This window comes from Archaeoglobus profundus DSM 5631 (assembly GCF_000025285.1).
Lineage (GTDB): Archaea > Halobacteriota > Archaeoglobi > Archaeoglobales > Archaeoglobaceae > Archaeoglobus_B > Archaeoglobus_B profundus.
In genome coordinates, this window is the sequence record NC_013741.1 from 505,192 (window position 1) to 526,697 (window position 21,506).

Genomic DNA, 21,506 nt, shown 5'->3' on the forward strand with positions numbered 1-21,506 from the left:
GAGAAAATTTTAATTCAATTACCGAAACGGTTGGTCATGAAACTAGAAAAGTCTAAGGCTCTTTACGAAGAGGCTGTAAAACTCCTTCCCGGTGGTGTAAGCAGTCCAGTTAGGGCAATAAAGCCCTTTCCTTTCTACACGGCTAAGGCTGAAGGCTCCAAGATTTACGATGTCGATGGAAATTGTTACATCGATTACTGCCTTGCTTACGGCCCTCTAATACTTGGACATGCAAATCCAGTAGTTAAATCTGCATTGATGGAGCAGTTGGAGAAAGGATGGCTTTACGGAACGCCGATAGAACTTGAAGTGAAGTATGCCAAGCTTATAACAAAGCTATACAAGAGCATAGAAATGCTGAGGTTTGTAAATACCGGTAGTGAGGCTACTATGAGTGCAATAAGGCTCGCAAGGGGATTTACTGGAAGAAATAAGATTTTGAAGATAGAGGGCAGTTTTCACGGTTCGCACGATGCTGTTCTAGTTAAGGCTGGGAGCGGTGCAACTACGCATGGAATTCCCAATTCGGCTGGAGTACCGCCCGACTTTGTTAAGCATACACTTCAAGTTCCCTTCAACGATGTTGAGGCTTTAGCTGAAGTTGTTGAGAAAAATAGGGACGATTTGGCATGCGTTATAATGGAACCAGTAATGGGCAACTCTTCGCTCATAATCCCCGAAGAAGGCTATTTAAAGGAGGTTAGAAAGATCACTGCGGAAAACGATGTCCTATTAATATTCGATGAGGTCATAACGGGATTCAGATTGGCATTGGGTGGTGCTCAGGAGTTTTATGGAATTGAAGCGGATTTAACGACATTGGGCAAAATAGCCGGAGGAGGACTACCGATAGGGATATTCGGTGGAAGGAGAGAGATTATGGAGCATGTTGCACCTTCGGGCAATGTCTATCAAGCCGGAACATTCAGCGGAAACCCCTTAAGCTTGACGGCTGGTTACACGACCGTGAAATTCATGATTGAGAATAAGGTCATCGATGTCGTGAACAGAACTACTGAAGAACTTGTTAAAGGCTTGAAGGATCAGATAGAAGATTCCAATGCAAATCTTGAAATCGATAGCATTGCATCGATGTTCTGCGTATACTTTGGCAGAAAGCCCAAGAATTATGCAGATGCTCTAAAACTTGATAAAGACAGATACATGAAATTCTTCTGGAAGATGCTCGAAAATGATGTATTCTTCCCACCCTCCCAGTTCGAGACGTGCTTTGTGAGCTACGCTCATACAAAAGAGGATGTTGAAAAGACCATCGAAGCTTTCGGCTTATGTCTGAGAGAGTTGTAGTTGGGACGAGAGGAAGCAAGCTAGCTTTAGCTCAGACATCAAAGGTAGTGGAAAGGCTGAAAGAAGAAGGCTATAGCGTTGAAATCAGGATTATCAAAAGCACGGGAGACATAATGAAAGACAAACCGCTCTACGAATTCAAAGGCTCTGGAGCTTTCGTCAGAGCATTGGAGCACGCTTTAGTTAGAGGTGAGATAGATGTGGCAGTTCACAGCTATAAAGACATTCCCAGCAACATGCTCGAAGGAGTTACGGTTTCAGCCGTTTTGGAGAGAGATTCTCCTTACGATGCTTTCATTGCAAGGAATGGAGAAAGCTTAGAGGAGATAAAGCCGAATGCTGTAATAGGGACATCAAGCCTAAGGAGAAGGGCACAGCTCAAGCTTTACAGATCCGATCTAAGATTTGAAAACTTGAGAGGGAATGTCGATACAAGGTTGAGAAAGCTGAGAGAGGGATTATACGATGCGATAGTATTGGCTGAGGCTGGCATTCAAAGGCTCGGTTTGAATGTTAAGTATCAGAGGCTACCTATTGAGAGATTCGTGCCACCAGCTAATCAGGGGATAATTGCAGTTCAAACGAGAGTTGGAGAAGAGGATCTTGTAAAGTTCATGAATCACGAAGAAACTTGGATTGAGGCTGAAGTTGAGAGGATAGTCATGAAGACATTGGGAGTTGGATGCGCAATTCCAGCTGGAATTTATGCGGAATGCAGAGGCAAAGTTAGGCTTATTGTACAAGTCATAAGGGATGGCAGAGAATTTAAGGTTATTGAGGAGCTTAGCAGGGAGAGCGCAATCGAAGAGGCGAGGGAGATAGCTGAGAATTTTAGAGAGGAGGTAGGTTTAAGGGCATGACGGGCAAGGTTTACATCGTTGGAGCTGGTCCAGGAGACCCGGATCTTTTAACTGTAAAGGCTCTGAAAGTTTTGAGGGAAGCTGACGTAATTCTGTACGACGAGCTTATCGGAGATGAGATTAGAGAATTGCTCAGATCGTTGAAAGCCGAGCTTGTTGATGTTGGAAAGAGGGCTGGAAAGCACAAGATGAAACAGAATGAAATAAACGAGCTTATGGTTAAGCTTGCAAGGGAAGGAAAGATCGTTGTAAGACTAAAGGGTGGAGATCCGTTCGTTTTTGGAAGGGGTGGAGAGGAGGCTGAATACTTGGCTAAGCATGGAATACCGTTTGAGATCGTTCCGGGTATAACTTCGGCGATAGCGGTTCCAGCTTATGCGGGAATTCCTATAACTCACAGGGAATTTGATCCTGCGGTAGTTTTCATAACTGGAAGGGAGTGGAAGGAAAGGCTGAATTGGAAGGCTTTAGCAGAGTTAAACGCAACAATAGTAGTTTTGATGGGTGTTTCAAATTTGGAGAAGATCGTTAAGAAGCTCTTGGAGAACGGCAAAAACCCTAAAACGCCAGTTGCAATAATCGAAAGAGGTTGTACACTACGGCAGAGAGTTGTTATCTCCAATTTGGAAAACGTTGTCGATGTTGCAAGGAGAGAAGGTGTTAAAGCGCCTGCCGTAATCGTTATAGGAGATGTAGTTAGACTTAGAGAGAAACTCGCAAAGTTTTTACAAAACTTGGGAAATTTTGACCATGCAGAAGGTAATTAACGAAATGATAAAGATCGGAAGGAAGTTGGGTCAGTTTAGGCTTGTAGATGGTGCTAGCGGGAACATGAGTTGTAGAATTGGAGATTTCATGCTCATTACAAGAAGTGGGTCAATTTTGGATGATCTAACTCCTCAAGATTTCGTTTACGTCAAGATTGGAGAATTTTGCAAGGGTATTTCGAGTGATTGGAAAGTTCACAAAGCGATTTACGAGAAAACGGATTACAAAGCAGTTTTACACTGTCACGGCGTTTACAACGTAGTTCTTTCACTTATTCATGATGAAATCGTTCCAAGAGATTTGGAGGGAGGTATTTTTCTCAAGAAGGTGAGGGTTGTTGAAGGAGAATTTGGAAGTGACGAAGTTGCTGAGGCTATCGCAGATGAAATTGCAAGGAATGGTATAGCTATTCACAAGGGGCACGGAATATATTCCGCTGGCAAAGACATGATTGAGGCTTTTAACAAAGCCTGCTACTTGGAGCACTCATGCGAAATTCTGTATAGGCTAAAGGTGTTGAAGCGTTGAGCTTAAGTGAAGGGTATATCCAAGATCTGAGTTTCGGTCTCATGATAGTTGCAATTGCGAGAGCCAAGAAAGATGCAAAAGCCTTAAAGCATGCTCTGAATTGTGAAGTGCTGAGTTTGGGTGGTATAAGGAGTCTTGAGTCTGTAGATTTCTCGATTTTTAGGGATAAAATTCCGATATTCTTCTTCGGTAAGGATGAGGTTGATTTAGCTCTTGAGGCTGAACGAATGATAAAAGAGGTTACGCCGATATATCAGATCGTTGTTTTGAGTAAGAAAGCCGTAAGAAACACAAGGATGGAGGAAATCAGAGAGAAGTTTGAAATGGCTAAAGCTAAGATAAGGCTTGGAGTCAAATTCGACAAGGTTTTCGTGTTCTCTCCTAAGAACGAGTTTGGAATTGAAATTCATCCAGATTACGACTCCTATTTCATAATCGGGAAAGGTTTCATCGAGAACATGAGGAAAATAGGTGTCGATGTTGAAGAGGGAAATTTGATACTCAGAAAGCTCTACAACGAGGAAAACGTCTATGTGCCTGAGCTTAAGGCTATTGTCAGTAAAAGGATAGGTGAAAAGGTTCGTGTGAACTACTTGAGCGATGTAGAACCAAAGAAGATGCCTATTGACAAAACAATTGAGAAAAACAGGATGTTTCTAGAGGTTATGGAACGAATCTCGATCAAATTTATAAGAGAGCACGCAAACAATGTTGCTGTTCCCTTCAGCGGTGGTAAAGATAGCTTAGCCTGCCTAATTTTGGCTAAAAAGGCTTTGGGCGATGTTAAGGCAATCTACATCAAAACAAACTACGAGATGCCTTACACTGAGGAATACATTGAAAGGGTTTGCAAAAGGTTGGGAGTTGATTTAATAGTTGAAAGCGTTAAATTCGATGTTGAGAAGTATGGAATGCCAACACATCAAAACAGGTGGTGCACCAAGCTGAAGATGGAGGCTTTGGAAAGGGTAGTGAAATCGGAAGAAGTAAAAACTTTGATTGTTGGCGATAGGGATGCCGAGAGTAGAGTTAGGAGAGAAAGACCAGTAGTTTTTGAGAGAATAGCAAAGGAGATTTTTCCAATAAAGTATTGGAGCGGAGCCATGGTGCAGCTATACATACTCATGAATGGTTTAGATCTGCACCCGTTGTATTACAAGGGATTTTACCGCTTAGGATGCACAATCTGCCCTTCACTCAGCGAATGGGAGAAGAATTTACTTGAGTCATGAATGTATTTTCCATGCGGTCACTTATTTTTTTAGCACGGGTATCAGATCGCTTCTACCTATTTCAATTAGCCTTCTCTTTATCGCCTCTCTAAGGTTGTTTATCTTCCCTTCCTTCGCGGAAATAGGATATATCACGTGAGTCCAATCCTTCCAAGGTGGAGTCATTCCAAGCTTTAAGGCAATTGCATCCAAAACTTCATTAGGGTTATCGACTTTATCCATCTTGTTAACAGCCAAAAACACCTTTGAGCAAACTTCGTTCAAGAATTCGAACATCTCAACTTCAACTGGTATGTAACCTCTTCTTTCCCATCTTTCGGCAATTTCCAAAAAAGATTTTCCATCTACGACTTGAACAGCTAAAATTATTCTTTCGGCATTTTTCTCAATATACTCAACTATAAAGTCCTTAACTCTCTCGTTGAATTCCTTGTCAACTCCAGAGATGTAGCCAAATCCGGGTAAATCTGTAACTAGGAGGTCTTTAAACTTGATCTGATTGGGCTTTATCGTAGTTCCCGGTCTCTTTCCCCTTCTAACTTTGACACCAAAAAGCTGCGAAAAAAGTGTTGATTTACCAACGTTTGATCTTCCAGCAAAGACTATTTCGATCATTTAGGCCAGAGACCGTAGTAAGCGTTCAATATTATTACGAGAACACCTACAGTTAAACCGAATGCCAGAACACTCTTGGGACTGATTCTAATCTGCGTCTTCTCTTCTTCAAAGTACCTCATTATTCCAGCTGAGGACATCAACGGTGGTGTCTTCACCTTCTCTCTCTTAGCCATGAGCGAAGATCTTTGGAACAATATTTAACACTATCGCCTCCTCGATTCTTTGTGAATCAAAGCTGAAGCAACGAGATGAGCTATCCTTAAAGGCTCAGGTATTTTTCCCTTTCGTATCGTAAGCTTCAGAATTTTTTCAGCAAATTCTAAATCGCATCCCTTCAGCTGAACCAAAACCTTTCTAACCTTTCTAATCTCTCCAGCCTTTTTTACCAATTCTATCCTTCTTTCGAACCCTTCAAGGTTTCTTAGAGCCCTTTCTATTCTCTCAAAGTCTGGATATCTTTCCAAAATCACTATCACGGGGATCCCAAGGTTTTCGTATATGAATTCCAAATCGGCAACGTTAAATCCAGCAAAGGTTATTCCACTCAAAAGCACACATTTGATCTGCTTGTAGAACTTAGAGTTTGAGATTAACTCAACTATCTTTTCGCTAACATCCCAACCGTCAACTTCGATTCTGTCAATTAAAAAACCCTCAACATAATCCTTACAGGTTACACAGCCGACTATGTAAGCTAAATTGTCTTTAAAGCTGTCGTCAAAGCCCACAACCCTCCAGAGCTTCACGATTTTAGTAGCATAATCAAAAAATTAGCTTATCGAAATCGAGAAAATGTAGTAAGCCAAGACACCAAATATTATCGAAACTCCCAAGTTTTTTGATTTGGCGTAAGATGCGTAGACAATTGTAAGTGATATCAATCCTATCGTTAAATCTCTCGGATTTATCGGAAAGCTGACGAAAGATGTTACGAATAGAGCGGAGATTAGGGCTGTAGAGGAGTATGAAAGCCATTCACTCCACTTTTCAAGATTTAACTTGTCTCTAAATAAGAGCGGTAGTAACCTTGTCAGATATGTTCCAATCGCAACAGTAACAATTATTTCGATCATTCTAAGCACCTCCTGAGAGTTGAGGTTACAAAGGGACTTACTATACCGGCAAGGAGTATGCCAAAGGATGTGTATCCCAAGATGTGAAGAATTAAGGCGATTAGGCCTCCGAAGATGGCCGAAATAAGATTCCAACTTCTGTTTGGAATTAGGAGTATAAAGAAGAGTGCTGGGAATGCGAAGACAAGCGATCTGTGTAGAGCTTCATTGGAAACTATGAAAGTTCCTCCCAAAACGCCGACAACAGTTCCAGACACCCATGCGGAATATGCAATTAAGGCCAAGCCCCATATGAATCTCTCATTATCCCCCTTAAATGACATCGCAAATACCTCATCTGTCAAACCAAAGGCTGTTATGAAGGGTTTGCTTATTTTGATCCTCTTGGAAAGTATACAGCCGTATATCAGATGCCTTAGGTTGAGAAGAATTGGAACGATCGTTGCGTTGATTGGAGAATCTATGAGCGTTGCCAAGGCGAATTGAGCGGAGCCAGCGAAAATTAGAAGTGAAGCGAGAACTGCCTCGTAATCTTTCAAGCCCATAGCCATTGCTGTCAGTCCGAATGTTACCGCAACGGGGAAGTAGCCGAGCGCTATAGGTATTCCAGCTACGATGCCTTTCTTTATCATTGCCTATCTCGAAGTTCGAGGGCACATATCTTTTTTTGAAGAAAAGCTTAAAAGACGAATGAGACTAAGATCGACACAATTTTCCACGGTGATAGTATGTATGCAAGGGTAAAGGTTAGGGATGTAGTCAGAGTTCCCCCGAACAGGCTTAACGAGGATCTGGAGGAGGTTATTCACGATTTACTCTGGGAACAGTTCGAAGGGAAGTTGGATACAGAGTATGGCATGGTTATTGGAATTGAAAGCGTTGATAGCATTGGTGAGGGAAAAATCGTTGAGGGAGACGGAGGAGTTTACTTTGACGTGGAATTCACAGCTTTGACGTTCAAGCCACTCCTTCAGGAGGTTGTTGAAGGCGAAGTTGTTGAAGTTGTGGAATTCGGAGCATTCGTTTCCATAGGTCCTTTGGATGCCTTACTGCACAGGAGTCAGATCATGGATGACTACATAGTTTACGATGAGAAGAATGAGAGATTGATAGGGAAAGAAACGAAGAGAACTATAGAGAAGGGAGACTTGGTTAGAGCGAGGATAGTTGCTCTGAGCCTTAAGGAGAAAGATCCATCGAAGAGCAAGATCGGTTTAACTATGAGACAGCCTTGGTTGGGGAAGCTTGAGTGGATTGAAGAGGAAATAAAGAAGAGGGGTGAGCATGGCTGAGCTGGCTTGCAAGCGCTGTAAGTTTATAAATGTGGATACGGAAGTTTGCGTAAACTGCGGAAGTACCGAATTAACAAAGGAGTGGTACGGATACTTGATAATAATTGATCCTGAGAAGAGCGAGATAGCGAAGAAGCTTGGAATAACAAAGCCGGGTAAATACGCGTTGCAAGTGGAATAATGTTAAAGCTGACAGAAGAAGTAAGAGCTTTCGCGAAGAAGCCTTTTGGACTACTTTATAGGGGAGAGGGAGTTGATGTCGTCAAAAGAGTTCTGAAGGGAGACGAATTTCTAGTTTGTGTTGGCGATATAGTTTCTCTAACAACTCTCAAGGCTGGTTTTAAGCCGAAAATAATAGTTTTTGACGGTAAAAGCATTAGAAGGGAGTTGAATTCTGTTGTTAATAGGATTAGAGATCTTTCAAGAGGATATAAAGAGATCGTTGCTGAGAATCCTGCTGGTTGCATTACTGAGGATTTAGCCGAGAAAGTTTTTGAAGCCGTAAATTCGGCTTTGGAGGGTTTAAACGTCAGGATATACGTTAGAGGGGAGGAGGATTTAGCAGTAATGCCTTTGGTAGCATTGCTACCGAATGGAGCTGTTATCTTGTACGGACAGCCGAACGAAGGTGTTGTGAGAGTTGATGTAAACGATGAGAGAAAGATTATAATATTGAGCATGCTTGAAAGGATGGAGAAACATGGAAAGACTTTGGAGAAGATAAGGAGGTGGTCGAATGGAGGTAGTCGTTGAAAAGGACAGATACAATCCACTGTTAAAGAGAAGGGAGATACATGCAAGGATAGTATACTGGGGAGAAGGGCCAACACCTACGAGACAGGCCGTGAGAGAGAAGTTCGCTGGGCTTTTCAATGCGGAGCTCGATAGAATCGTTGTAGACTACATAAAGCCAGAGTTCGGAAAGCAGGAAGCTAGGTGCTATGTAAAAATTTACGACACACCCGAAGATTTGAGAGCTATAGAGGACGAACACATAATCAGAAGGAACTTCGGAGAGGAAACTGGGGAGCAGGGTGAAGGAGGACAGGTTGAACAAGCTGAATGAGGTGGTGTAAATGGCTAAGGGCGCGGAATGTGTTTCGAAGTATTATGAGATAAAGGGTGATAAGGTCATAAGAAAGAGGAAGTTCTGTCCGAGATGCGGAGAAGGTGTATTCTTGGCAGAACATAAGGACAGAAGGACATGCGGAAAGTGTGGTTACACTGAGTTTAAGAAGTGATCGAAGCCAGATTTGAAGATGAAGGCTTTAGGAATTGAAGGAACCGCTTGGAACCTCAGCGTTGCAGTGGTGGATGAGAACGATGTAATAGCAATGTTCAGCGACCCCTACATTCCAAAGGAGGGTGGCATTCATCCAAGAGAAGCTTCACAGCATCACTCGGAAAAGATTGGTGAGCTTATCAAAAAAATTTTTTCTATTGTTCCTATTGAGGATATAGATGTCATAGCATTTTCTCAGGGGCCGGGTTTAGGTCCCTGCTTAAGGGTTGTGGCAACGGTAGCGAGGTTTTTGGCTTTGAAGTTTAATAAGCCGTTAGTAGGTGTGAATCACTGCCTAGCCCATGTAGAAGTTGGTAGATGGAAAACTAAGGCGAAGAATCCCGTAACGCTTTATGTGAGCGGTGGAAATAGTCAAGTTATAGCGAGGAGGGGGAACAGATACAGAGTCTTTGGGGAAACGCTTGACATAGGCATAGGCAACGCTCTGGATAAGCTTGCAAGGCACATGGGTTTAAGCCATCCCGGAGGACCTAAAATAGAGGAACTTGCAAGGAAAGGGAAAAACTACTATGAGTTACCATACGTAGTGAAAGGGATGGACTTTTCATTCAGCGGACTCGTCACAGCCGCGCAGAGACTTTACGATTCGGGAGTAAGTAAGGAAGATGTTGCCTTTAGCTTTCAGGAAACGGCATTTGCAATGCTTGTCGAGGTGACGGAAAGGGCTTTAGCCTATTTAGATTTAAACGAGGTTCTGCTCGTTGGAGGTGTCGGAGCAAATCGAAGGCTTCAAGAAATGCTGAAAATAATGTGCGAAGACAGAGGAGCAAGATTTTACGCGCCTCCTAAAGAGCTCATGGGAGATAATGGTGCTATGATTGCTTACACAGGTTTGTTGATGTACAAACATGGTTACGTAACTCCATTGGAAGATTCCTACGCCAAACCGGATTTTAGAATTGAGAGTGTGGAAATCTTGTGGGATTGAAAGTTTTTATTTTCTTAATTTTCTTACTGTGTGTTGAAAGCCATGATATAATTTCTCAATCTGGGGATGTAATCAAGACATTGTTACACATCTGTGCTCGAAGAATCCCCTAGAGTGGGAGAAGAAGTTTACAAGTTCCAAAACATTTGGGGGCTAAGGAACTTAATGAGATTGCAAAAAGCATTTGACAATTTTACTCACGTCTGACAGTGAGGTTACACGTTCGGTCAAAAACACTGTCGAGAAGTTTTTACGTATCTATCTGAGGCATCAATGCAATAGTGATCGATAAAAACCAGCTCTAATCTCCTTGTAATTTATTGTTTGTAAGGCCAATGTATACTGGGCCATAAAGCTTACATAGATTTTGGAAAGAAACGCTTAAACTTGGTCCAGATTAAAAACAGCAGGACAATGATAACGTACAAAATAAGGAGGTTCAACATAGAAGGGTTTGAGATAAGAGGGAAGAAGTATCTCAGCCCTGAAGAAGAGTTTCTACTTTCTAAGAAGGTTTTCGTGCAAGAGAAGGTTGACGGAAAGTTCACATGCAGGGATTTTGGAGATTTCTTAATTCTATGCGAAGACTTGAGGGACACGCACACAATATACTACAAGAATTTGCCATCAAGGTTTCTGGGTTTTGACGTATATCAAAAGGATGAAGGATTTTTGGAGGTTAAGGAAGCTTACAAAATCATGTTAGAGTACGGGATAATACCGGTTCCAATAATATATGTCGGCAAAGTCGATAAAGAAATGATAAAAAATTTCGTTCTCGAGAAAAACTCAGAATTCTTAACAGAAATAAATCCAAAAATGAGGGACATTGCAAAGGAAGTAGCTCCAGATATCGTCGGGAAAAAGAATTTCATAGAAGGTGTTGTCGTCAAGTATTACGAGAACAACAGACTATACGCTGGAAAAGCCGTGAATCCAGCCTTTGAAAAAATAGGCCGGTAGATATGAAATGTACAAGCACAGGAACAGAATTACCCCTTGGAGCGAAGAAAAACTCAACAAATATTTTAGAAGAGTGTTTTCTTGGCTGTAGATCTTTATTTATCTAGGATTCATCTAAGGCCGAACAAATCTCGCAACGAGGATTTCTCTTCAAATTAGCCGTGCTGAATTTCATCTCTGCGAGATTTACTGAAATGTAGTTAGGTGGTTTTGAAATCTCGAAAAGTACATTAAAAGCTATCATAGCAGCGAGACTTGCCAAAAAACTTAGAGTTGGAGCAGGACTAACAGCGTAACCTGTTTTCATGCTTAAATCTACTTTATCGCTAAGATTTGTTTTGTCAAGTACCGGCAACTCGAAGTAACTACACCTGAGGCATGCAGTCTTACCGGGAATTATTAACCTTACATGTCCCCTTAATCCATCCGTCGTAAACCCAGTATCAATCATTGTGGTATTAGTTTCCACACAAATGTCGTTAACGTAAATTCTAGAGCTTGTATTGTCAGTAGCAGTTACAACCAAATTTGCTTCTTCTACAATTTCTTGTAAGTCAATTTCAAGAACATTCTTTGGTATTGCCTCAATTCTCACGCTATGGTTTTCAAATATCTTCTCGAGCTTACGCTTCAAGATCTCGGCTTTATTTTTTCCTATATCGCAGACTTCAAATCCATCTCTGTTTAGATTTTCAATTTCGACTATATCATTGTCTATCAAGACCAAATTGCCGATACCTAGTCTTGTAATCAGCCTCGCAATTGGATTGCCTAAGCCACCACAGCCGACGATTATTACCTTCATTTCTCTCGCTTTTTCGTAGCTCCACCCCTTTAGACCTATGAGTCTGCTAAACTCTCTCGGAGTCGAATCACTAGAAGAGGAAAAATTCGGTAACGCCATCTTTCACGACCTCCTCCATATTTAATCTAACTTTCATCCCGTTCCTAGTTACAGTGAAGTTTGTAAACTCAAAATCTAGGAAACCATTCACGACTACACTTTTAAACCACTCGGAGTACGTAATCGCATTTTTTACGAAAAAGTACAATGGTACTTTGTTCTTATATTTCAAGGAAACTACTCTCGGTTTTCGGTAGTATATTATAGATTCTTCTTCATTTAGGTCATAAACTCCAAATAACTGAGATTCGCTATCTGCTATCAATATGGTACTTAACTGTGGCTTTTTCGAGGTAATCCGCAGAAGCTAGAGTGTAAACTCTGAATGGTATACCATATTTGTAGAAGATCTTGACTTTCACTTTAGAAAAAATTTCGTGATCTTCAACAACTTTAAGCCTAATCTGCTTACCGTTTTTATTGAACGCTTTAATTTCGAACTTTTTTGGATCCATAACTAAAGCTATCCTGTTAAGTTTGCTTTTCCTTAAGTTTGCGAGATCCGTGCTTGAAAGATACGCTCCAAATCCAACGTGAGTGTGGATAGTCCCTAAATTTTCGAGCCCTGCTGGTAGGAAAGAGTTTTCAAGCTGATTGTAAGTTACACTTACAGGAGACGAGGTTCCCTTGTATTTGAATATGCTCAAGACCAAGTAGCCTTCATCAGTTACCACTCCAACCAGTGCTCCCACTATTTCATTTTCTCCCGCTTTTACAGCAGCTTCGTAGAAGTCTAGTAGCTCAGTTTCACTTACTAGCACATACTCACAGTTAGCTCTACAAAAGTTTAAGAGGAACATCTACTCACCCCTTAGAATTCTTAAAATGTCCGACATTTCTCTGAGTGTTGTAGATTTCTCCCCTAAAGCTTCGTATCCGATCCTGATCCAAGGAAACACAACATCCGAAATATAGTGTGCTATGCCTAGCCTCCCAGTCCAATTCTGAAGATACTTTTTATCACCACATACCACAATTATTTTCTTACCATTAATGTAGAACGGATAGACATGTTTGTGAATATTTGAGGCCATGTATTTGTCAAAAAATCTTCCACGAAGAGTTGCCTCGGGATGGACAAGTGGGTATGCTGGCGGTAAGAATACAAGCAGTTCAACTGATCCATAGCTTCCCACTCTTATACATCCCTTAACCGTCTTTAAACCTTCATACGTATAAAACGCTGGATTTACATAAGCAAACCCAGGGTTGTTTCTCCCTATCAGGTTGTTAAGCATTTTAATCCTGACGATTTCTTCCCTTGCCCTTTCATTCCACTTCGGACTGTTTACTTTAACATTCCTCAAAAAATTGGGGAAATCAGGGATTATACCCTGATCCCCCTCACTTAAAACCCTAAATCTAGTTTCTCCTGTCTCTCTTACAATATCTCTGACTGTCTTGCCAGGATCAACTGGTAATCCAGAAGTTGTGGCGATAATTGACTCTCTCCACTTTTCGGGAGGCACAGCTCTCATACCGACCTCAAAAAGCCTTTCATTTGGGTTTGCCTCAACATATATTTCCTCTCCATCTACCTCCAAAATTAAGGGTATTGCCCCCATACCGAACACCCCCTAACGAATTAAACTCACAATCGAAGGAATTACACTCTTAATTCGAACAACCCAGAATGTCCAGACCTGTTTAGCAAACGATATCAGTTCTGGTATCGTTAAGTTCGTTGGGACGTCGACTTTACCTTCTATGATCGGTATAGCGATTGCCAAAAAATAATGAAAATCAGAATCTTCTTGCACATGGCATTACACCCCTCTTATAGCCCTCTCCACCATTCTATGTCATCTTCGCATGGGCGTGCTGTCCTTCGGTTTCTTATTTTTCTCAGAACCCATACTATCAGCACGGTCAGTAAGAGTCCTGCTACAGTTGCGGCAAAAATTAAGTTGGAGTTCATACTCCTCACCCCCTTACAAAGTTCTCCAAAACCTCGTCATCGACCAATCCTGTACCAAGGTAGTTCTCTAGTTCAGGAATAGCCTCATCAACAATCTTTCTGTGGTTGTGAAGAAAGTGCCTGATTGCCATTTCGTTACCCTTCAGGAAGGCAGTCACGGAGATTGGGATGTACTTTATTGGCAGGTGAAATCCGTCAGCTATAATATTTTCTGCAAACTCAAACTCCTTGCCGAAGATTTCTAGATCTACAATTTTAACCGGAGAAATTATCGAGATTCTCACGAGTTCGGAATCTCTTGCATGGAACACGGCTCTCGCGTATAGCGAAGTAGAATCGAAGTCAATAGCCCTTTTGGCGAGTTTGAATATATCCTCTCCACCGATGCTCTTTACCCTAGGTAAATGTGTGATAGATCTGTATTCTGTGTTCGTTGTAAAGAATCCTCCTCTTCCGATGATGTCTGTCAGATCTATTCTGTTAATTCCTGCCTTGTATTTCGAAAGCAAGAGTGTCATTATCGTGTTGAGTATATTTAGATCGCTCAGCTTTTTAAGTGTTGGTTCTCTATCGAAGTAGCTCAAAATTAGGCTACGTCTGTCTCCAACTTCGTTCATTAGCTTTAGCGTGACGAGAATCGAATTGGCAATTTGTGGAGCATAGTCACCCCTCGAAAGGCTTACGTAATCGATTATCTGAGCTTTACTTTCAATGCTCCTTACAAGTTTCTTAACCTCGTTTGAAACTGCTAGTGCGTAACCAGAAGACGTCCCGCCTGCGAATATAAGCTCGATAAATGTAGATGGTACTACTCCGTACTTGGATTTAAGCTCGTTTAAGTATTTGTTTATCTTAAAGCTAATCTCTGCGGACATTGGACGAATTGTCTCATAACCGACCATCGCGTTTTTTCCACAGCCGTCTATACCTAAACCTATTACCAGCGCCGAACGGAAGCAGTGCTTAACTTTTTCAAAGACGGCCGATGCTACATTATCGTCGGCTAAAATACATATCAAGTGAGTGTATTTCCTGAGTATTGCCGGAAGCTTTGTGGTGACAAGGTTAGCAGATTCATCTCCAACTGATGTTAGAAAGTAGCCATTGGACCACATGTTTCTCCATTCCGGTGGCTCGTAGATTTCTTTGCCAAACGATTCTGGCTTTATATTGAAAACCGTCCTCACAAACATCCTCATCACCTCAACAACCTAAAATTCGTTTGAGCAAATTCTTCCTCCTCCTTAGGCAACTTATTAGCCAGATAGTACCTCCAGACAAAGACTGCCGTGCCAGCGATTAATGCTAAAATCACTACAGCCAAAATCGGAGACGAGTTGTCAGGCTCTGACACGGTTAGTAATCCCTCTATTTCGTTTAAAATTGCATTTGCTTCTTCCAGTTGCCCGTCTTCCAGCGTACTTTTAGCAATTCTGAACTTCTCCTCGATGATTAGCTGAAGTCTTTCTGGAATTGCACTCTTGACTTTTTCGTATTTAGCATAAAGTTCTCCGTACCTTTTCAACAACTGTAATCGTTCAGATTGGGTAGTGGACTTATCTCTCGTCGTCTTTTGCGGAGTTAGTGTAAGTTCTTTTTGGATAGAAGGGGAGTCGATACGGTAAGCATTTGGAAATATGACTGCCAATGTTTCTGCATCAGGCATATCACCTATTATTGTAATCTCGACGGTTTGGCCCTTTGAAATTTTGAAATCGATTGTGTCTGACTTGATTGTATTGTATGGTACACTCTCTTTCGTTAAAACATCAACTACCTTAAACGTCGGATTCTTGAGCTTTGTGTATACTTGGACACTCTCGTCTTGTTGTCCCAAGATAGTTACGTAAATTCCAACTACATCACCAACTGTCGGATTTTCTGGTCTGACTTTTGCACTCACGACAAGTGGCTCCGCTGCACAAGCTATGGGTAGAATAACTATTGCCATTACTACAGCCAAAAACTTAGCCCAATACATTCTAACCACCTCCGTTTTACCCAATTCGAGGCCACGTCTCGCTAAAGATAAACTAAAAAATAAAAACTAAATATTAAGAATACATAGGATTTTCTTGTGCCTTATCAGAATTAGACGTTGTACTCCACAGTTCTTCGCATTCTTTCTCAACTAAGGTCTTTAAGAGATCGACCAACTTCTGTTTGATAAGTCCATTGAACAGAAAATCTCTCTAGTTTGTTATACCTCGGAAACAATACAAGCTTAAGCAAGAATTCGTAGTAATCTATGCATGATAACGCAAATTTCTCTAAAACAAATTCGACATCTTCAAGCTTTACGCTACCCAGATCTCTTTGAATAGCTTCTCTGGCAAATAAGAGTGCTTTAAATACGATGAAGCGCGTTGGATCTTCTTCAATTTTCCTAAAAACTTCCTCTATAAACTCTTCATAATCTACCATATCCGACATCATATCACCCCCTTATTTTTCAAAAGTCAAATAAAAAATTTAAATAAAAAATATTTTTGATAACTCTTCTAGCGCCTTGCGTTTATCGAGTTTTCCCTTAAAAACTACTGTTGCACGATGGATGTAGCCATCTTTACCGAGATAGCGGAACTTTACTAAGCTAATGTCTCGATCTGCAATATATCTAACAACTACCACATTATCCACGCTCCTTAGGTAGTCGGTGGTCCACATCTCAGCCCTGCCCTATTCGCTAATCTCGGGCAGGGCCTCACTAACCCTCAATACTAGATATATACTAATATGTTTAATATTTTTCGGTCGAAAAAAATGGATAATACTTATTTTGTTGGATAAATTGAATATAGCAATTATCTTGTTAAAGAATAGTAGAGGGAACAATAAATTGCAAAATTTGCAAAGTATGTAAACCTTTGCAAAATTGATTATAAATAGTGTTAAATAAATTATATCAACTAGAATCGTTATGGAGTTTGGTAGGATAATTGTACACAACAAAGTACATGGTACTGAACAAATAAAGCTCGCACCCCCAGGAGGGGCAAGGGTAAGACACTACATATTTAGGATATATTACGATGATGGAAGCGTTGAAAAAAGTCCAACATTCTCCGTAGGTCCTGTAGGTCCAGGAGGTGAAATGAAATACGTTCACGGATTAATAGATGTTGAGGGAGTAATACTACCCGCAGACATTAAAGATGACCCAATACACTTGGAGTACTATGACGAGAAGTTAAAAAGAGCTAAATATATAATACGTGTTAATAAAATAAATCGATTCGAAATAGGTGGTTGGACACCCTCAAAATTGTCTACAAGACAAAAAGGAATAAAAATAATTGAGTTGATAGAATATGATACTGCATTAGTAGAGGTGTAATTTATGGTAGAGGAAGATGTGTTTAAGAGAGAATATTGGGACAACGAGAGCGTAAACAGGTATTTAGAGAAATTAGGTGTGTCACCAGAACAAAAAGCTTTGTATTTTGCAACAACCTTTTTTGGAGTACGTGACGACGGGAGATATAACCCACAAGAAGCTATTATCAAAGAGGCAAATAGAATTTATGAAATGTTTGAAGGTCGGCGAGGTCGTATAGATTCGAGAACTTTTAATAAGTTATGGGAGACAGGACTCTTAGCCCCTGTTGATTATTTCTATGTTGATCCTATAATACTAGCAGAAGGTAGAGGTTCAAAAAAAACTTGGATTGGAATCCATCCTTGGGTGCTGGAATTACTAGAGGAGGTTGATAAAAGGAAACAATCATTAGATTCAATTTTTATGAATATACCATTGAAACCAAGACCTTATTCTCCAGATTATAATTACTGGTTCAGAGCAAAGGGTAAGTACACTTTCATAACTAAAACTTTCTACAGATTTATGTATGGTTATATGATCAGCAACATATTATGTAGCATCAATGATGATAAAGTAGCGAACATTAAAATAAGAACCCTAACTCGCACAACTAGAATCGAAAAAGATATTAATAAAATTATACAATATCTTGAAAGTAATCTGGAGAACATAAATTTCGATGTTAGATATTACCACGAAGAAAAGTTCGAAATACTTACAACACTAATCCAAAGTTTAAAGGATAAAATCGAAGAGTTTATTACGCCAGATTCAAAAATTAATCGTTTATTAAACTTGATAACATCGATATTGATAAAACAAAACAATATACTAAACAACATTTCGAAAATAGAAAAAATTTGGCTTGTAGAAATTAGAAGAAAAGGTGAACCAAAAGAGGTAACATTTGGTGGAAACATTGCATCATATACTCCTGGCTTCCTAGAGACAAAAAAGTACGGAAGCACCATATACGTCAATAGAGAGGATTTCATCAAGTACGTTCAAGAATTATTTAACCTATTGGATATGATCGACGATGAGAAAGATGAACTTCAAGTATTATTTTAATCTTCTTTTTTTATTAACTTTTAAGAAAATAACAGATGCATGCTGAAATTGAGTATAAACTCATGTGCCGTAAGTAAAGTGGAATGTCGTTGAGGTAGTCGTCAAAGAGGTTTTAAACACCTTACCTCACTTGGTTCTGTGCGGATGACATTTTGAACTTTGAATCAACGAGTCCTTGAGCTTCCAAGTTTGCCAAAACACTCCTAACATCTTCAAGCTTGACGTTGAGCTTTTTGGCTATATCTTTTGGCGTTCTTAATCCGTTGGCTATTGCCAGAAGCACGGCCTCCTCAAAATCCATGAATTTCATTTGAACTTGCATCAAAAAACTTTTGGCAAACTTTATCTAATTCGCATTCCTTCCGCTTTCATGGACATAGTAGTTATAGGTGGAGGTGCTTGCGGCCTCAAGGCTGCGTGCAGAGCCAGAAGGAGAAACGAGGAAGCGAATATAACCGTTGTCGATGCAAGCCCCTATCCGTCTTTGGGAAGGTGCGGTTTGCCGTACTACATTGGTGGGATCGTCCACACCGTTGATGATTTGAGAAAAACGCTTTCCGGAACTGTCAGAGATGAGGATTACTTTAAGAAGGTCAAAAATATAGATGTCCTAACGAGAACTAGAGCTGTTAAGATAGACAGAGAAAAGAGAATCGTAAAGATTGTAAAGCCCGATGGAAGTGAGGACGAATTGAATTATGATTACTTGGTTTTGGCAACCGGTGCAAGGCCTATAAGGCTGGATATACCCAATGCAGATGCCGATGGTGTTACAACACTCTTCAATCCAGAGGATGCTGAAAAGATTCTGGACATGTGGGATGAGGGAATTCTGGAAAAGGCTGTGATAATCGGTGGTGGACTCATAGGAATGGAAACTGCAGAAGCTCTGAGCAATTTGGATGTTGAGGTAACGATAGTTGAAATTATGGATTACATACTTCCCGCTCTGCTTGATAGGGAGATGGCGATGCTCGTCGAAAGCTATCTGAGGGAGAAGGGAATAAATGTGATGACAAAAAGCACTGTAACAGAGATTTTGACAAAAGATGGAAGAGTCAGTGGTGTTAAGATCAACGGAACTAAGGAAGTGCCTTGTGATCTAGTTCTGATGGCTGTTGGAGTTAGACCTAACGTTGATTTAGCAGTTGACTGCAGTTTGGAAGTAAGCAAGTTTGGGATAAAGGTCGATGAATACCTCAGAACGAGCGACGAAAGGATCTTTGCTGGTGGAGATTGCGTTGAGAATAAATTCTTGGTTACAGGTGATCCTATTTACACTCCGATGGGTAGCGTTGCGAATAAGCACGGAAGGGTTATAGGAGACAACATAACGGGAGGAAGTTCAAGGTTCCCCGGTGTTTTGGGTACGACGATCTTCAAGATATTTGATCTAAACGTTGCGAGAACAGGTTTAACTGAGAAGAGAGCTAGAGAGTTAGGATACGATGTTGTAACTTGCTTGGTTCCCGGACCAGATAGAGCCCATTACTATCCACATCAGAAACCCATCAGAATCAAGTTGATAGCGGATAGAAAGACTGGAAGAATTTTAGGTGCTCAGATAGTGGGATGGGGTGTTGTGGATAAGAGGATTGATGTAGTAGTTTCCGCCATGCACATGAACGCCACCGTACATGACTTGGCAAACTTCGACTTAGCTTATGCACCTCCATACGCTCCAGCCATCGATACACTCATACACGCCGCCAACACCGTTAGAAACAAGATGGATGGGTTACTTGAAACGATTTCAAGCTTTGAACTTAAAGAGAAGCTTGATAAAGGTGAAGACTTCGTCATACTTGACATCAGGTATGAGGATGAAGTCAGAAAGTTCAAGAGGATCGAAGACAGCAGGGTAGTTCACATACCCTACAATGAGCTTAGAGAGAGGTATAAGGAACTTCCAATGGACAAGGAGATCGTTATAATCTGCCAGATAGGAAACAGAGCATACGATGTCTACAGGTTCTTGAAGAGTAAAGGATTTAACTGCAAGGTGTTGGATGGCGGTTTAGCCTTCTGGTTCTGGTGATCTCATAAATCTTTTTTACGTGAACTTTCTTTCAGTTCCTTCTACACTCCCACGCTACTACTTCCTGATAATTCTACGTTAATTTACCTCAATTCAATGAAACATCCGATGATTCGTAGTTCCTTTCAATCGTAGCGAAGTGATTTCAAAAATTGTTTAAATCGACGTTTGGCAAATTAACCCATGAAACTCGGATTTGTTGGTGCTGGAAGGATTGGTTCTACAACAGCTTTCACGTGCATTCAGCACTTAGACTTGGATGAAGTCGTTTTGGTAGATATAGTAGAGGATTTGGCTGTTGGGGAGGCCATGGATTTATCACATGCTATCGTTGGGCTTGACAAATACGCTAAGATCGTCGGTGGAAGCGATTACTCCTTGCTGAAAGGTTGCGATTTAATAGTCGTTTCAGCTGGACTGGCAAGAAAGCCGGGGATGACTAGGCTCGATTTGGCTAAAAAGAATGCGGAAATAATGAGGAGCGTTGCTAAAAATATCGTAAAGCATGCTAGTGATAGCAAGATTCTCGTCGTGACAAATCCTTTGGATGTCATGACTTACGTGATGTGGAAGGAGACTGGAAAGGATAGAAGGGAAGTTTTCGGAATGGGTAGCTTGCTCGATACGGTAAGGCTTAAGGAGAGGATAATTGCGTTGGGCGGGAAGCCTAGGAGAATATTTATGATGGGTGAGCACGGAGATTCGATGTTCTGCCCGAAGAGCTTGGCTGAAGTTGAGGGTGAGGTCGATTTGGACAGGGCCATTGAGGAGACGAGAGGCGTTGCAATGGAGGTCATAAAGAGGAAAGGAGCTACATTCTACGCCCCAGCTGTCTGCATTTACAGGATGGTTAAAGCGGTGTTGGAAGATACTAAGGAGGAGATTCCAACAAGTGTAGTCTTACAGGGAGAATACGGGATAAGTGATGTTGCTTTGGGTGTTCCAGCGATACTTGGAAGAGATGGGGTTGAAAGAATTGTAGAATACGACTTGACTGATGAAGAAAAAGCTATGCTGATGAAATCGGCTGAAATACTCAAGGAGAGATTGAAAGAGCTTGGATATTAAGCATATTTGCTCCTCTAGTTTCATCATCTATATCTATTTCTTTCAGCTAAAGTTCTAGCCTTCTTAAGGTTCTTGATACTTGCCACAACTCTAAAAGAGCTGTGTTGTGTCTAGATGTCGTAAAGCTTCTCAAAACTTTCGATGTACCCCCTAGGATAGCCACAACATCGCTAAGGCAACAGCATGCTTTTTATATCTCTTAAGCGTAGTTAATCCAGCCCCCGTGGGGTAGGCGGACATCCTGAGGGTCTCCGGAACCCTCGACCCGGGTTCAACTCCCGGCGGGGGCGTACGAGTTGTATTTGACGATAC

At 41.0% G+C, this 21,506-nt stretch carries 29 protein-coding genes and 1 tRNA gene; 17 read left to right on the forward strand and 13 right to left on the reverse strand.

What is annotated here, in order from left to right; all coding sequences use genetic code 11:
• Window positions 1–36 precede the first annotated feature (36 nt).
• The 5 genes from hemL to ARCPR_RS02980 are packed head-to-tail and all read left to right on the forward strand — an operon-like array spanning window position 37 to window position 4,696.
• The gene (gene hemL / locus ARCPR_RS02960; RefSeq protein ID WP_048084352.1) at window positions 37–1,308 is read left to right on the forward strand and encodes a glutamate-1-semialdehyde 2,1-aminomutase; all 1,272 of its coding nucleotides are present in this window, start codon (window positions 37–39) and stop codon (window positions 1,306–1,308) included.
• Window positions 1,290–2,168 (forward strand): hydroxymethylbilane synthase, encoded by an 879-nt coding sequence (hemC, locus tag ARCPR_RS02965; protein WP_012939993.1) that lies wholly within the window; start codon window positions 1,290–1,292, stop codon window positions 2,166–2,168. Before hemL ends, hemC begins: the two co-directional genes overlap by 19 nt.
• Window positions 2,165–2,935: a uroporphyrinogen-III C-methyltransferase gene (cobA, locus tag ARCPR_RS02970; RefSeq protein WP_012939994.1), complete on the forward strand. Its 771-nt coding sequence runs from the start codon at window positions 2,165–2,167 to the stop codon at window positions 2,933–2,935. The genes hemC and cobA overlap by 4 nt, the downstream gene beginning before the upstream one ends.
• On the forward strand, window positions 2,919–3,464 hold the full coding sequence (locus ARCPR_RS02975) for a class II aldolase/adducin family protein (protein WP_012939995.1): 546 nt from the start codon (window positions 2,919–2,921) through the stop codon (window positions 3,462–3,464). The genes cobA and ARCPR_RS02975 overlap by 17 nt, the downstream gene beginning before the upstream one ends.
• A gap of 41 nt (window positions 3,465–3,505) precedes the next feature.
• Window positions 3,506–4,696, forward strand: coding sequence for a phosphoadenosine phosphosulfate reductase domain-containing protein (locus ARCPR_RS02980; RefSeq protein WP_012939996.1), 1,191 nt, complete (start codon window positions 3,506–3,508; stop codon window positions 4,694–4,696).
• Window positions 4,697–4,717: 21 nt separating this feature from the next.
• Here the strand turns inward: ARCPR_RS02980 and engB are convergent, their stop codons facing one another.
• The 5 genes from engB to ARCPR_RS03005 are packed head-to-tail and all read right to left on the reverse strand — an operon-like array spanning window position 4,718 to window position 7,019.
• Window positions 4,718–5,311 (reverse strand): GTP-binding protein EngB, encoded by a 594-nt coding sequence (engB, locus tag ARCPR_RS02985; RefSeq protein WP_012939997.1) that lies wholly within the window; start codon window positions 5,309–5,311, stop codon window positions 4,718–4,720.
• On the reverse strand, window positions 5,308–5,487 hold the full coding sequence (locus tag ARCPR_RS02990; RefSeq protein WP_012939998.1) for a preprotein translocase subunit Sec61beta: 180 nt from the start codon (window positions 5,485–5,487) through the stop codon (window positions 5,308–5,310). Before ARCPR_RS02990 ends, engB begins: the two co-directional genes overlap by 4 nt.
• Window positions 5,488–5,517: 30 nt before the next feature.
• Window positions 5,518–6,060: an endonuclease dU gene (locus tag ARCPR_RS02995; protein WP_012939999.1), complete on the reverse strand. Its 543-nt coding sequence runs from the start codon at window positions 6,058–6,060 to the stop codon at window positions 5,518–5,520.
• Window positions 6,061–6,084: 24 nt separating this feature from the next.
• Window positions 6,085–6,387 (reverse strand): AzlD domain-containing protein, encoded by a 303-nt coding sequence (locus ARCPR_RS03000; RefSeq protein ID WP_012940000.1) that lies wholly within the window; start codon window positions 6,385–6,387, stop codon window positions 6,085–6,087.
• Window positions 6,384–7,019, reverse strand: a complete 636-nt coding sequence (locus ARCPR_RS03005; protein WP_012940001.1) for an AzlC family ABC transporter permease — start codon at window positions 7,017–7,019, stop codon at window positions 6,384–6,386. The genes ARCPR_RS03000 and ARCPR_RS03005 overlap by 4 nt, the downstream gene beginning before the upstream one ends.
• A gap of 96 nt (window positions 7,020–7,115) precedes the next feature.
• On the opposite strand from ARCPR_RS03005, the gene ARCPR_RS03010 reads away from it, so the two are divergent.
• The 7 genes from ARCPR_RS03010 (at window position 7,116) to ARCPR_RS03040 (ending at window position 10,873) form a co-directional block, all read left to right on the forward strand.
• Complete coding sequence (locus ARCPR_RS03010; protein ID WP_012940002.1) at window positions 7,116–7,679, forward strand: DNA-directed RNA polymerase; 564 nt, start codon at window positions 7,116–7,118, stop codon at window positions 7,677–7,679.
• Complete coding sequence (gene spt4 / locus ARCPR_RS03015; RefSeq protein ID WP_012940003.1) at window positions 7,672–7,860, forward strand: transcription elongation factor subunit Spt4; 189 nt, start codon at window positions 7,672–7,674, stop codon at window positions 7,858–7,860. Before ARCPR_RS03010 ends, spt4 begins: the two co-directional genes overlap by 8 nt.
• The gene (locus ARCPR_RS03020; RefSeq protein WP_012940004.1) at window positions 7,860–8,432 is read left to right on the forward strand and encodes a GTP-dependent dephospho-CoA kinase family protein; all 573 of its coding nucleotides are present in this window, start codon (window positions 7,860–7,862) and stop codon (window positions 8,430–8,432) included. The genes spt4 and ARCPR_RS03020 overlap by 1 nt, the downstream gene beginning before the upstream one ends.
• Complete coding sequence (locus tag ARCPR_RS03025; protein ID WP_012940005.1) at window positions 8,416–8,745, forward strand: 30S ribosomal protein S24e; 330 nt, start codon at window positions 8,416–8,418, stop codon at window positions 8,743–8,745. Before ARCPR_RS03020 ends, ARCPR_RS03025 begins: the two co-directional genes overlap by 17 nt.
• A gap of 10 nt (window positions 8,746–8,755) precedes the next feature.
• Window positions 8,756–8,920: a 30S ribosomal protein S27ae gene (locus ARCPR_RS03030; protein ID WP_012940006.1), complete on the forward strand. Its 165-nt coding sequence runs from the start codon at window positions 8,756–8,758 to the stop codon at window positions 8,918–8,920.
• An 18-nt stretch (window positions 8,921–8,938) separates the two neighbouring features.
• A complete protein-coding gene (locus ARCPR_RS03035) occupies window positions 8,939–9,910 on the forward strand; it encodes a bifunctional N(6)-L-threonylcarbamoyladenine synthase/serine/threonine protein kinase (protein WP_012940007.1) in 972 nt (323 codons plus the stop codon).
• A 414-nt stretch (window positions 9,911–10,324) separates the two neighbouring features.
• Window positions 10,325–10,873 carry an RNA ligase family protein gene (locus ARCPR_RS03040; RefSeq protein WP_012940008.1) on the forward strand — a complete coding sequence of 183 codons (549 nt, stop codon included), beginning with the start codon at window positions 10,325–10,327 and terminating at the stop codon, window positions 10,871–10,873.
• A gap of 103 nt (window positions 10,874–10,976) precedes the next feature.
• Here ARCPR_RS03040 and ARCPR_RS03045 read toward each other — a convergent pair whose 3' ends face one another.
• The 7 genes from ARCPR_RS03045 to ARCPR_RS03075 form a co-directional block, all read right to left on the reverse strand.
• Window positions 10,977–11,777 (reverse strand): HesA/MoeB/ThiF family protein, encoded by an 801-nt coding sequence (locus ARCPR_RS03045; RefSeq protein ID WP_012940009.1) that lies wholly within the window; start codon window positions 11,775–11,777, stop codon window positions 10,977–10,979.
• 251 nt (window positions 11,778–12,028) lie between these two features.
• The gene (locus ARCPR_RS03055) at window positions 12,029–12,577 is read right to left on the reverse strand and encodes a Mov34/MPN/PAD-1 family protein (RefSeq protein WP_012940011.1); all 549 of its coding nucleotides are present in this window, start codon (window positions 12,575–12,577) and stop codon (window positions 12,029–12,031) included.
• Entirely contained in the window at window positions 12,578–13,342 is a 765-nt protein-coding gene (locus tag ARCPR_RS03060; protein WP_012940012.1) for a hypothetical protein, read from the reverse strand.
• 212 nt (window positions 13,343–13,554) lie between these two features.
• Window positions 13,555–13,695, reverse strand: a complete 141-nt coding sequence (locus ARCPR_RS09720; protein WP_012940014.1) for a hypothetical protein — start codon at window positions 13,693–13,695, stop codon at window positions 13,555–13,557.
• Between the two features lie 5 nt (window positions 13,696–13,700).
• The gene (locus tag ARCPR_RS03065) at window positions 13,701–14,888 is read right to left on the reverse strand and encodes a hypothetical protein (protein ID WP_012940015.1); all 1,188 of its coding nucleotides are present in this window, start codon (window positions 14,886–14,888) and stop codon (window positions 13,701–13,703) included.
• 5 nt (window positions 14,889–14,893) lie between these two features.
• Complete coding sequence (locus tag ARCPR_RS03070; RefSeq protein WP_012940016.1) at window positions 14,894–15,676, reverse strand: hypothetical protein; 783 nt, start codon at window positions 15,674–15,676, stop codon at window positions 14,894–14,896.
• Window positions 15,677–15,822: 146 nt separating this feature from the next.
• The gene (locus tag ARCPR_RS03075) at window positions 15,823–16,128 is read right to left on the reverse strand and encodes a hypothetical protein (RefSeq protein WP_012940017.1); all 306 of its coding nucleotides are present in this window, start codon (window positions 16,126–16,128) and stop codon (window positions 15,823–15,825) included.
• A gap of 487 nt (window positions 16,129–16,615) precedes the next feature.
• Between ARCPR_RS03075 and ARCPR_RS03085 the strand changes: the two genes are divergently transcribed.
• Complete coding sequence (locus tag ARCPR_RS03085) at window positions 16,616–17,032, forward strand: hypothetical protein (protein ID WP_012940019.1); 417 nt, start codon at window positions 16,616–16,618, stop codon at window positions 17,030–17,032.
• A gap of 3 nt (window positions 17,033–17,035) precedes the next feature.
• A complete protein-coding gene (locus ARCPR_RS03090; RefSeq protein WP_012940020.1) occupies window positions 17,036–18,088 on the forward strand; it encodes a hypothetical protein in 1,053 nt (350 codons plus the stop codon).
• Window positions 18,089–18,209: 121 nt separating this feature from the next.
• Here ARCPR_RS03090 and ARCPR_RS03095 read toward each other — a convergent pair whose 3' ends face one another.
• Window positions 18,210–18,389 (reverse strand): hypothetical protein, encoded by a 180-nt coding sequence (locus ARCPR_RS03095; protein ID WP_187286421.1) that lies wholly within the window; start codon window positions 18,387–18,389, stop codon window positions 18,210–18,212.
• A 69-nt stretch (window positions 18,390–18,458) separates the two neighbouring features.
• On the opposite strand from ARCPR_RS03095, the gene ARCPR_RS03100 reads away from it, so the two are divergent.
• From ARCPR_RS03100 to ARCPR_RS03110, 3 genes are all read left to right on the forward strand, one after another.
• Window positions 18,459–20,126, forward strand: coding sequence for an FAD-dependent oxidoreductase (locus tag ARCPR_RS03100; RefSeq protein ID WP_012940022.1), 1,668 nt, complete (start codon window positions 18,459–18,461; stop codon window positions 20,124–20,126).
• Window positions 20,127–20,309: 183 nt separating this feature from the next.
• Window positions 20,310–21,194 carry a malate dehydrogenase gene (locus tag ARCPR_RS03105; protein WP_012940023.1) on the forward strand — a complete coding sequence of 295 codons (885 nt, stop codon included), beginning with the start codon at window positions 20,310–20,312 and terminating at the stop codon, window positions 21,192–21,194.
• A 217-nt stretch (window positions 21,195–21,411) separates the two neighbouring features.
• Window positions 21,412–21,484, forward strand: a tRNA-Arg gene (locus tag ARCPR_RS03110).
• Window positions 21,485–21,506: the final 22 nt, after the last annotated feature.

Bases quoted from the DNA above. Each gene is read 5' to 3' on its own strand.
- spt4 (WP_012940003.1), top strand. From the start codon at position 7,672: ATGGCTGAGCTGGCTTGCAAGCGCTGTAAGTTTATAAATGTGGATACG.
- ARCPR_RS03090 (WP_012940020.1), top strand. From the start codon at position 17,036: ATGGTAGAGGAAGATGTGTTTAAGAGAGAATATTGGGACAACGAGAGC.
- ARCPR_RS03030 (WP_012940006.1), top strand. From the start codon at position 8,756: ATGGCTAAGGGCGCGGAATGTGTTTCGAAGTATTATGAGATAAAGGGT.
- ARCPR_RS03085 (WP_012940019.1), top strand. From the start codon at position 16,616: ATGGAGTTTGGTAGGATAATTGTACACAACAAAGTACATGGTACTGAA.
- ARCPR_RS03105 (WP_012940023.1), top strand. From the start codon at position 20,310: ATGAAACTCGGATTTGTTGGTGCTGGAAGGATTGGTTCTACAACAGCT.
- ARCPR_RS03075 (WP_012940017.1), bottom strand. From the start codon at position 16,128: ATGTCGGATATGGTAGATTATGAAGAGTTTATAGAGGAAGTTTTTAGG.
- cobA (WP_012939994.1), top strand. From the start codon at position 2,165: ATGACGGGCAAGGTTTACATCGTTGGAGCTGGTCCAGGAGACCCGGAT.
- hemL (WP_048084352.1), top strand. From the start codon at position 37: ATGAAACTAGAAAAGTCTAAGGCTCTTTACGAAGAGGCTGTAAAACTC.
- ARCPR_RS03095 (WP_187286421.1), bottom strand. From the start codon at position 18,389: ATGGATTTTGAGGAGGCCGTGCTTCTGGCAATAGCCAACGGATTAAGA.
- ARCPR_RS03035 (WP_012940007.1), top strand. From the start codon at position 8,939: ATGAAGGCTTTAGGAATTGAAGGAACCGCTTGGAACCTCAGCGTTGCA.
- ARCPR_RS03045 (WP_012940009.1), bottom strand. From the start codon at position 11,777: ATGGCGTTACCGAATTTTTCCTCTTCTAGTGATTCGACTCCGAGAGAG.
- engB (WP_012939997.1), bottom strand. From the start codon at position 5,311: ATGATCGAAATAGTCTTTGCTGGAAGATCAAACGTTGGTAAATCAACA.
- ARCPR_RS03070 (WP_012940016.1), bottom strand. From the start codon at position 15,676: ATGTATTGGGCTAAGTTTTTGGCTGTAGTAATGGCAATAGTTATTCTA.
- ARCPR_RS02990 (WP_012939998.1), bottom strand. From the start codon at position 5,487: ATGGCTAAGAGAGAGAAGGTGAAGACACCACCGTTGATGTCCTCAGCT.
- ARCPR_RS03065 (WP_012940015.1), bottom strand. From the start codon at position 14,888: ATGTTTGTGAGGACGGTTTTCAATATAAAGCCAGAATCGTTTGGCAAA.
- ARCPR_RS03020 (WP_012940004.1), top strand. From the start codon at position 7,860: ATGTTAAAGCTGACAGAAGAAGTAAGAGCTTTCGCGAAGAAGCCTTTT.
- ARCPR_RS03060 (WP_012940012.1), bottom strand. From the start codon at position 13,342: ATGGGGGCAATACCCTTAATTTTGGAGGTAGATGGAGAGGAAATATAT.
- ARCPR_RS02975 (WP_012939995.1), top strand. From the start codon at position 2,919: ATGCAGAAGGTAATTAACGAAATGATAAAGATCGGAAGGAAGTTGGGT.
- ARCPR_RS03040 (WP_012940008.1), top strand. From the start codon at position 10,325: ATGATAACGTACAAAATAAGGAGGTTCAACATAGAAGGGTTTGAGATA.
- ARCPR_RS03100 (WP_012940022.1), top strand. From the start codon at position 18,459: ATGGACATAGTAGTTATAGGTGGAGGTGCTTGCGGCCTCAAGGCTGCG.
- ARCPR_RS03025 (WP_012940005.1), top strand. From the start codon at position 8,416: ATGGAGGTAGTCGTTGAAAAGGACAGATACAATCCACTGTTAAAGAGA.
- ARCPR_RS03010 (WP_012940002.1), top strand. From the start codon at position 7,116: ATGTATGCAAGGGTAAAGGTTAGGGATGTAGTCAGAGTTCCCCCGAAC.
- ARCPR_RS03000 (WP_012940000.1), bottom strand. From the start codon at position 6,387: ATGATCGAAATAATTGTTACTGTTGCGATTGGAACATATCTGACAAGG.
- ARCPR_RS03005 (WP_012940001.1), bottom strand. From the start codon at position 7,019: ATGATAAAGAAAGGCATCGTAGCTGGAATACCTATAGCGCTCGGCTAC.
- ARCPR_RS09720 (WP_012940014.1), bottom strand. From the start codon at position 13,695: ATGAACTCCAACTTAATTTTTGCCGCAACTGTAGCAGGACTCTTACTG.
- hemC (WP_012939993.1), top strand. From the start codon at position 1,290: ATGTCTGAGAGAGTTGTAGTTGGGACGAGAGGAAGCAAGCTAGCTTTA.
- ARCPR_RS03055 (WP_012940011.1), bottom strand. From the start codon at position 12,577: ATGTTCCTCTTAAACTTTTGTAGAGCTAACTGTGAGTATGTGCTAGTA.
- ARCPR_RS02980 (WP_012939996.1), top strand. From the start codon at position 3,506: ATGATAGTTGCAATTGCGAGAGCCAAGAAAGATGCAAAAGCCTTAAAG.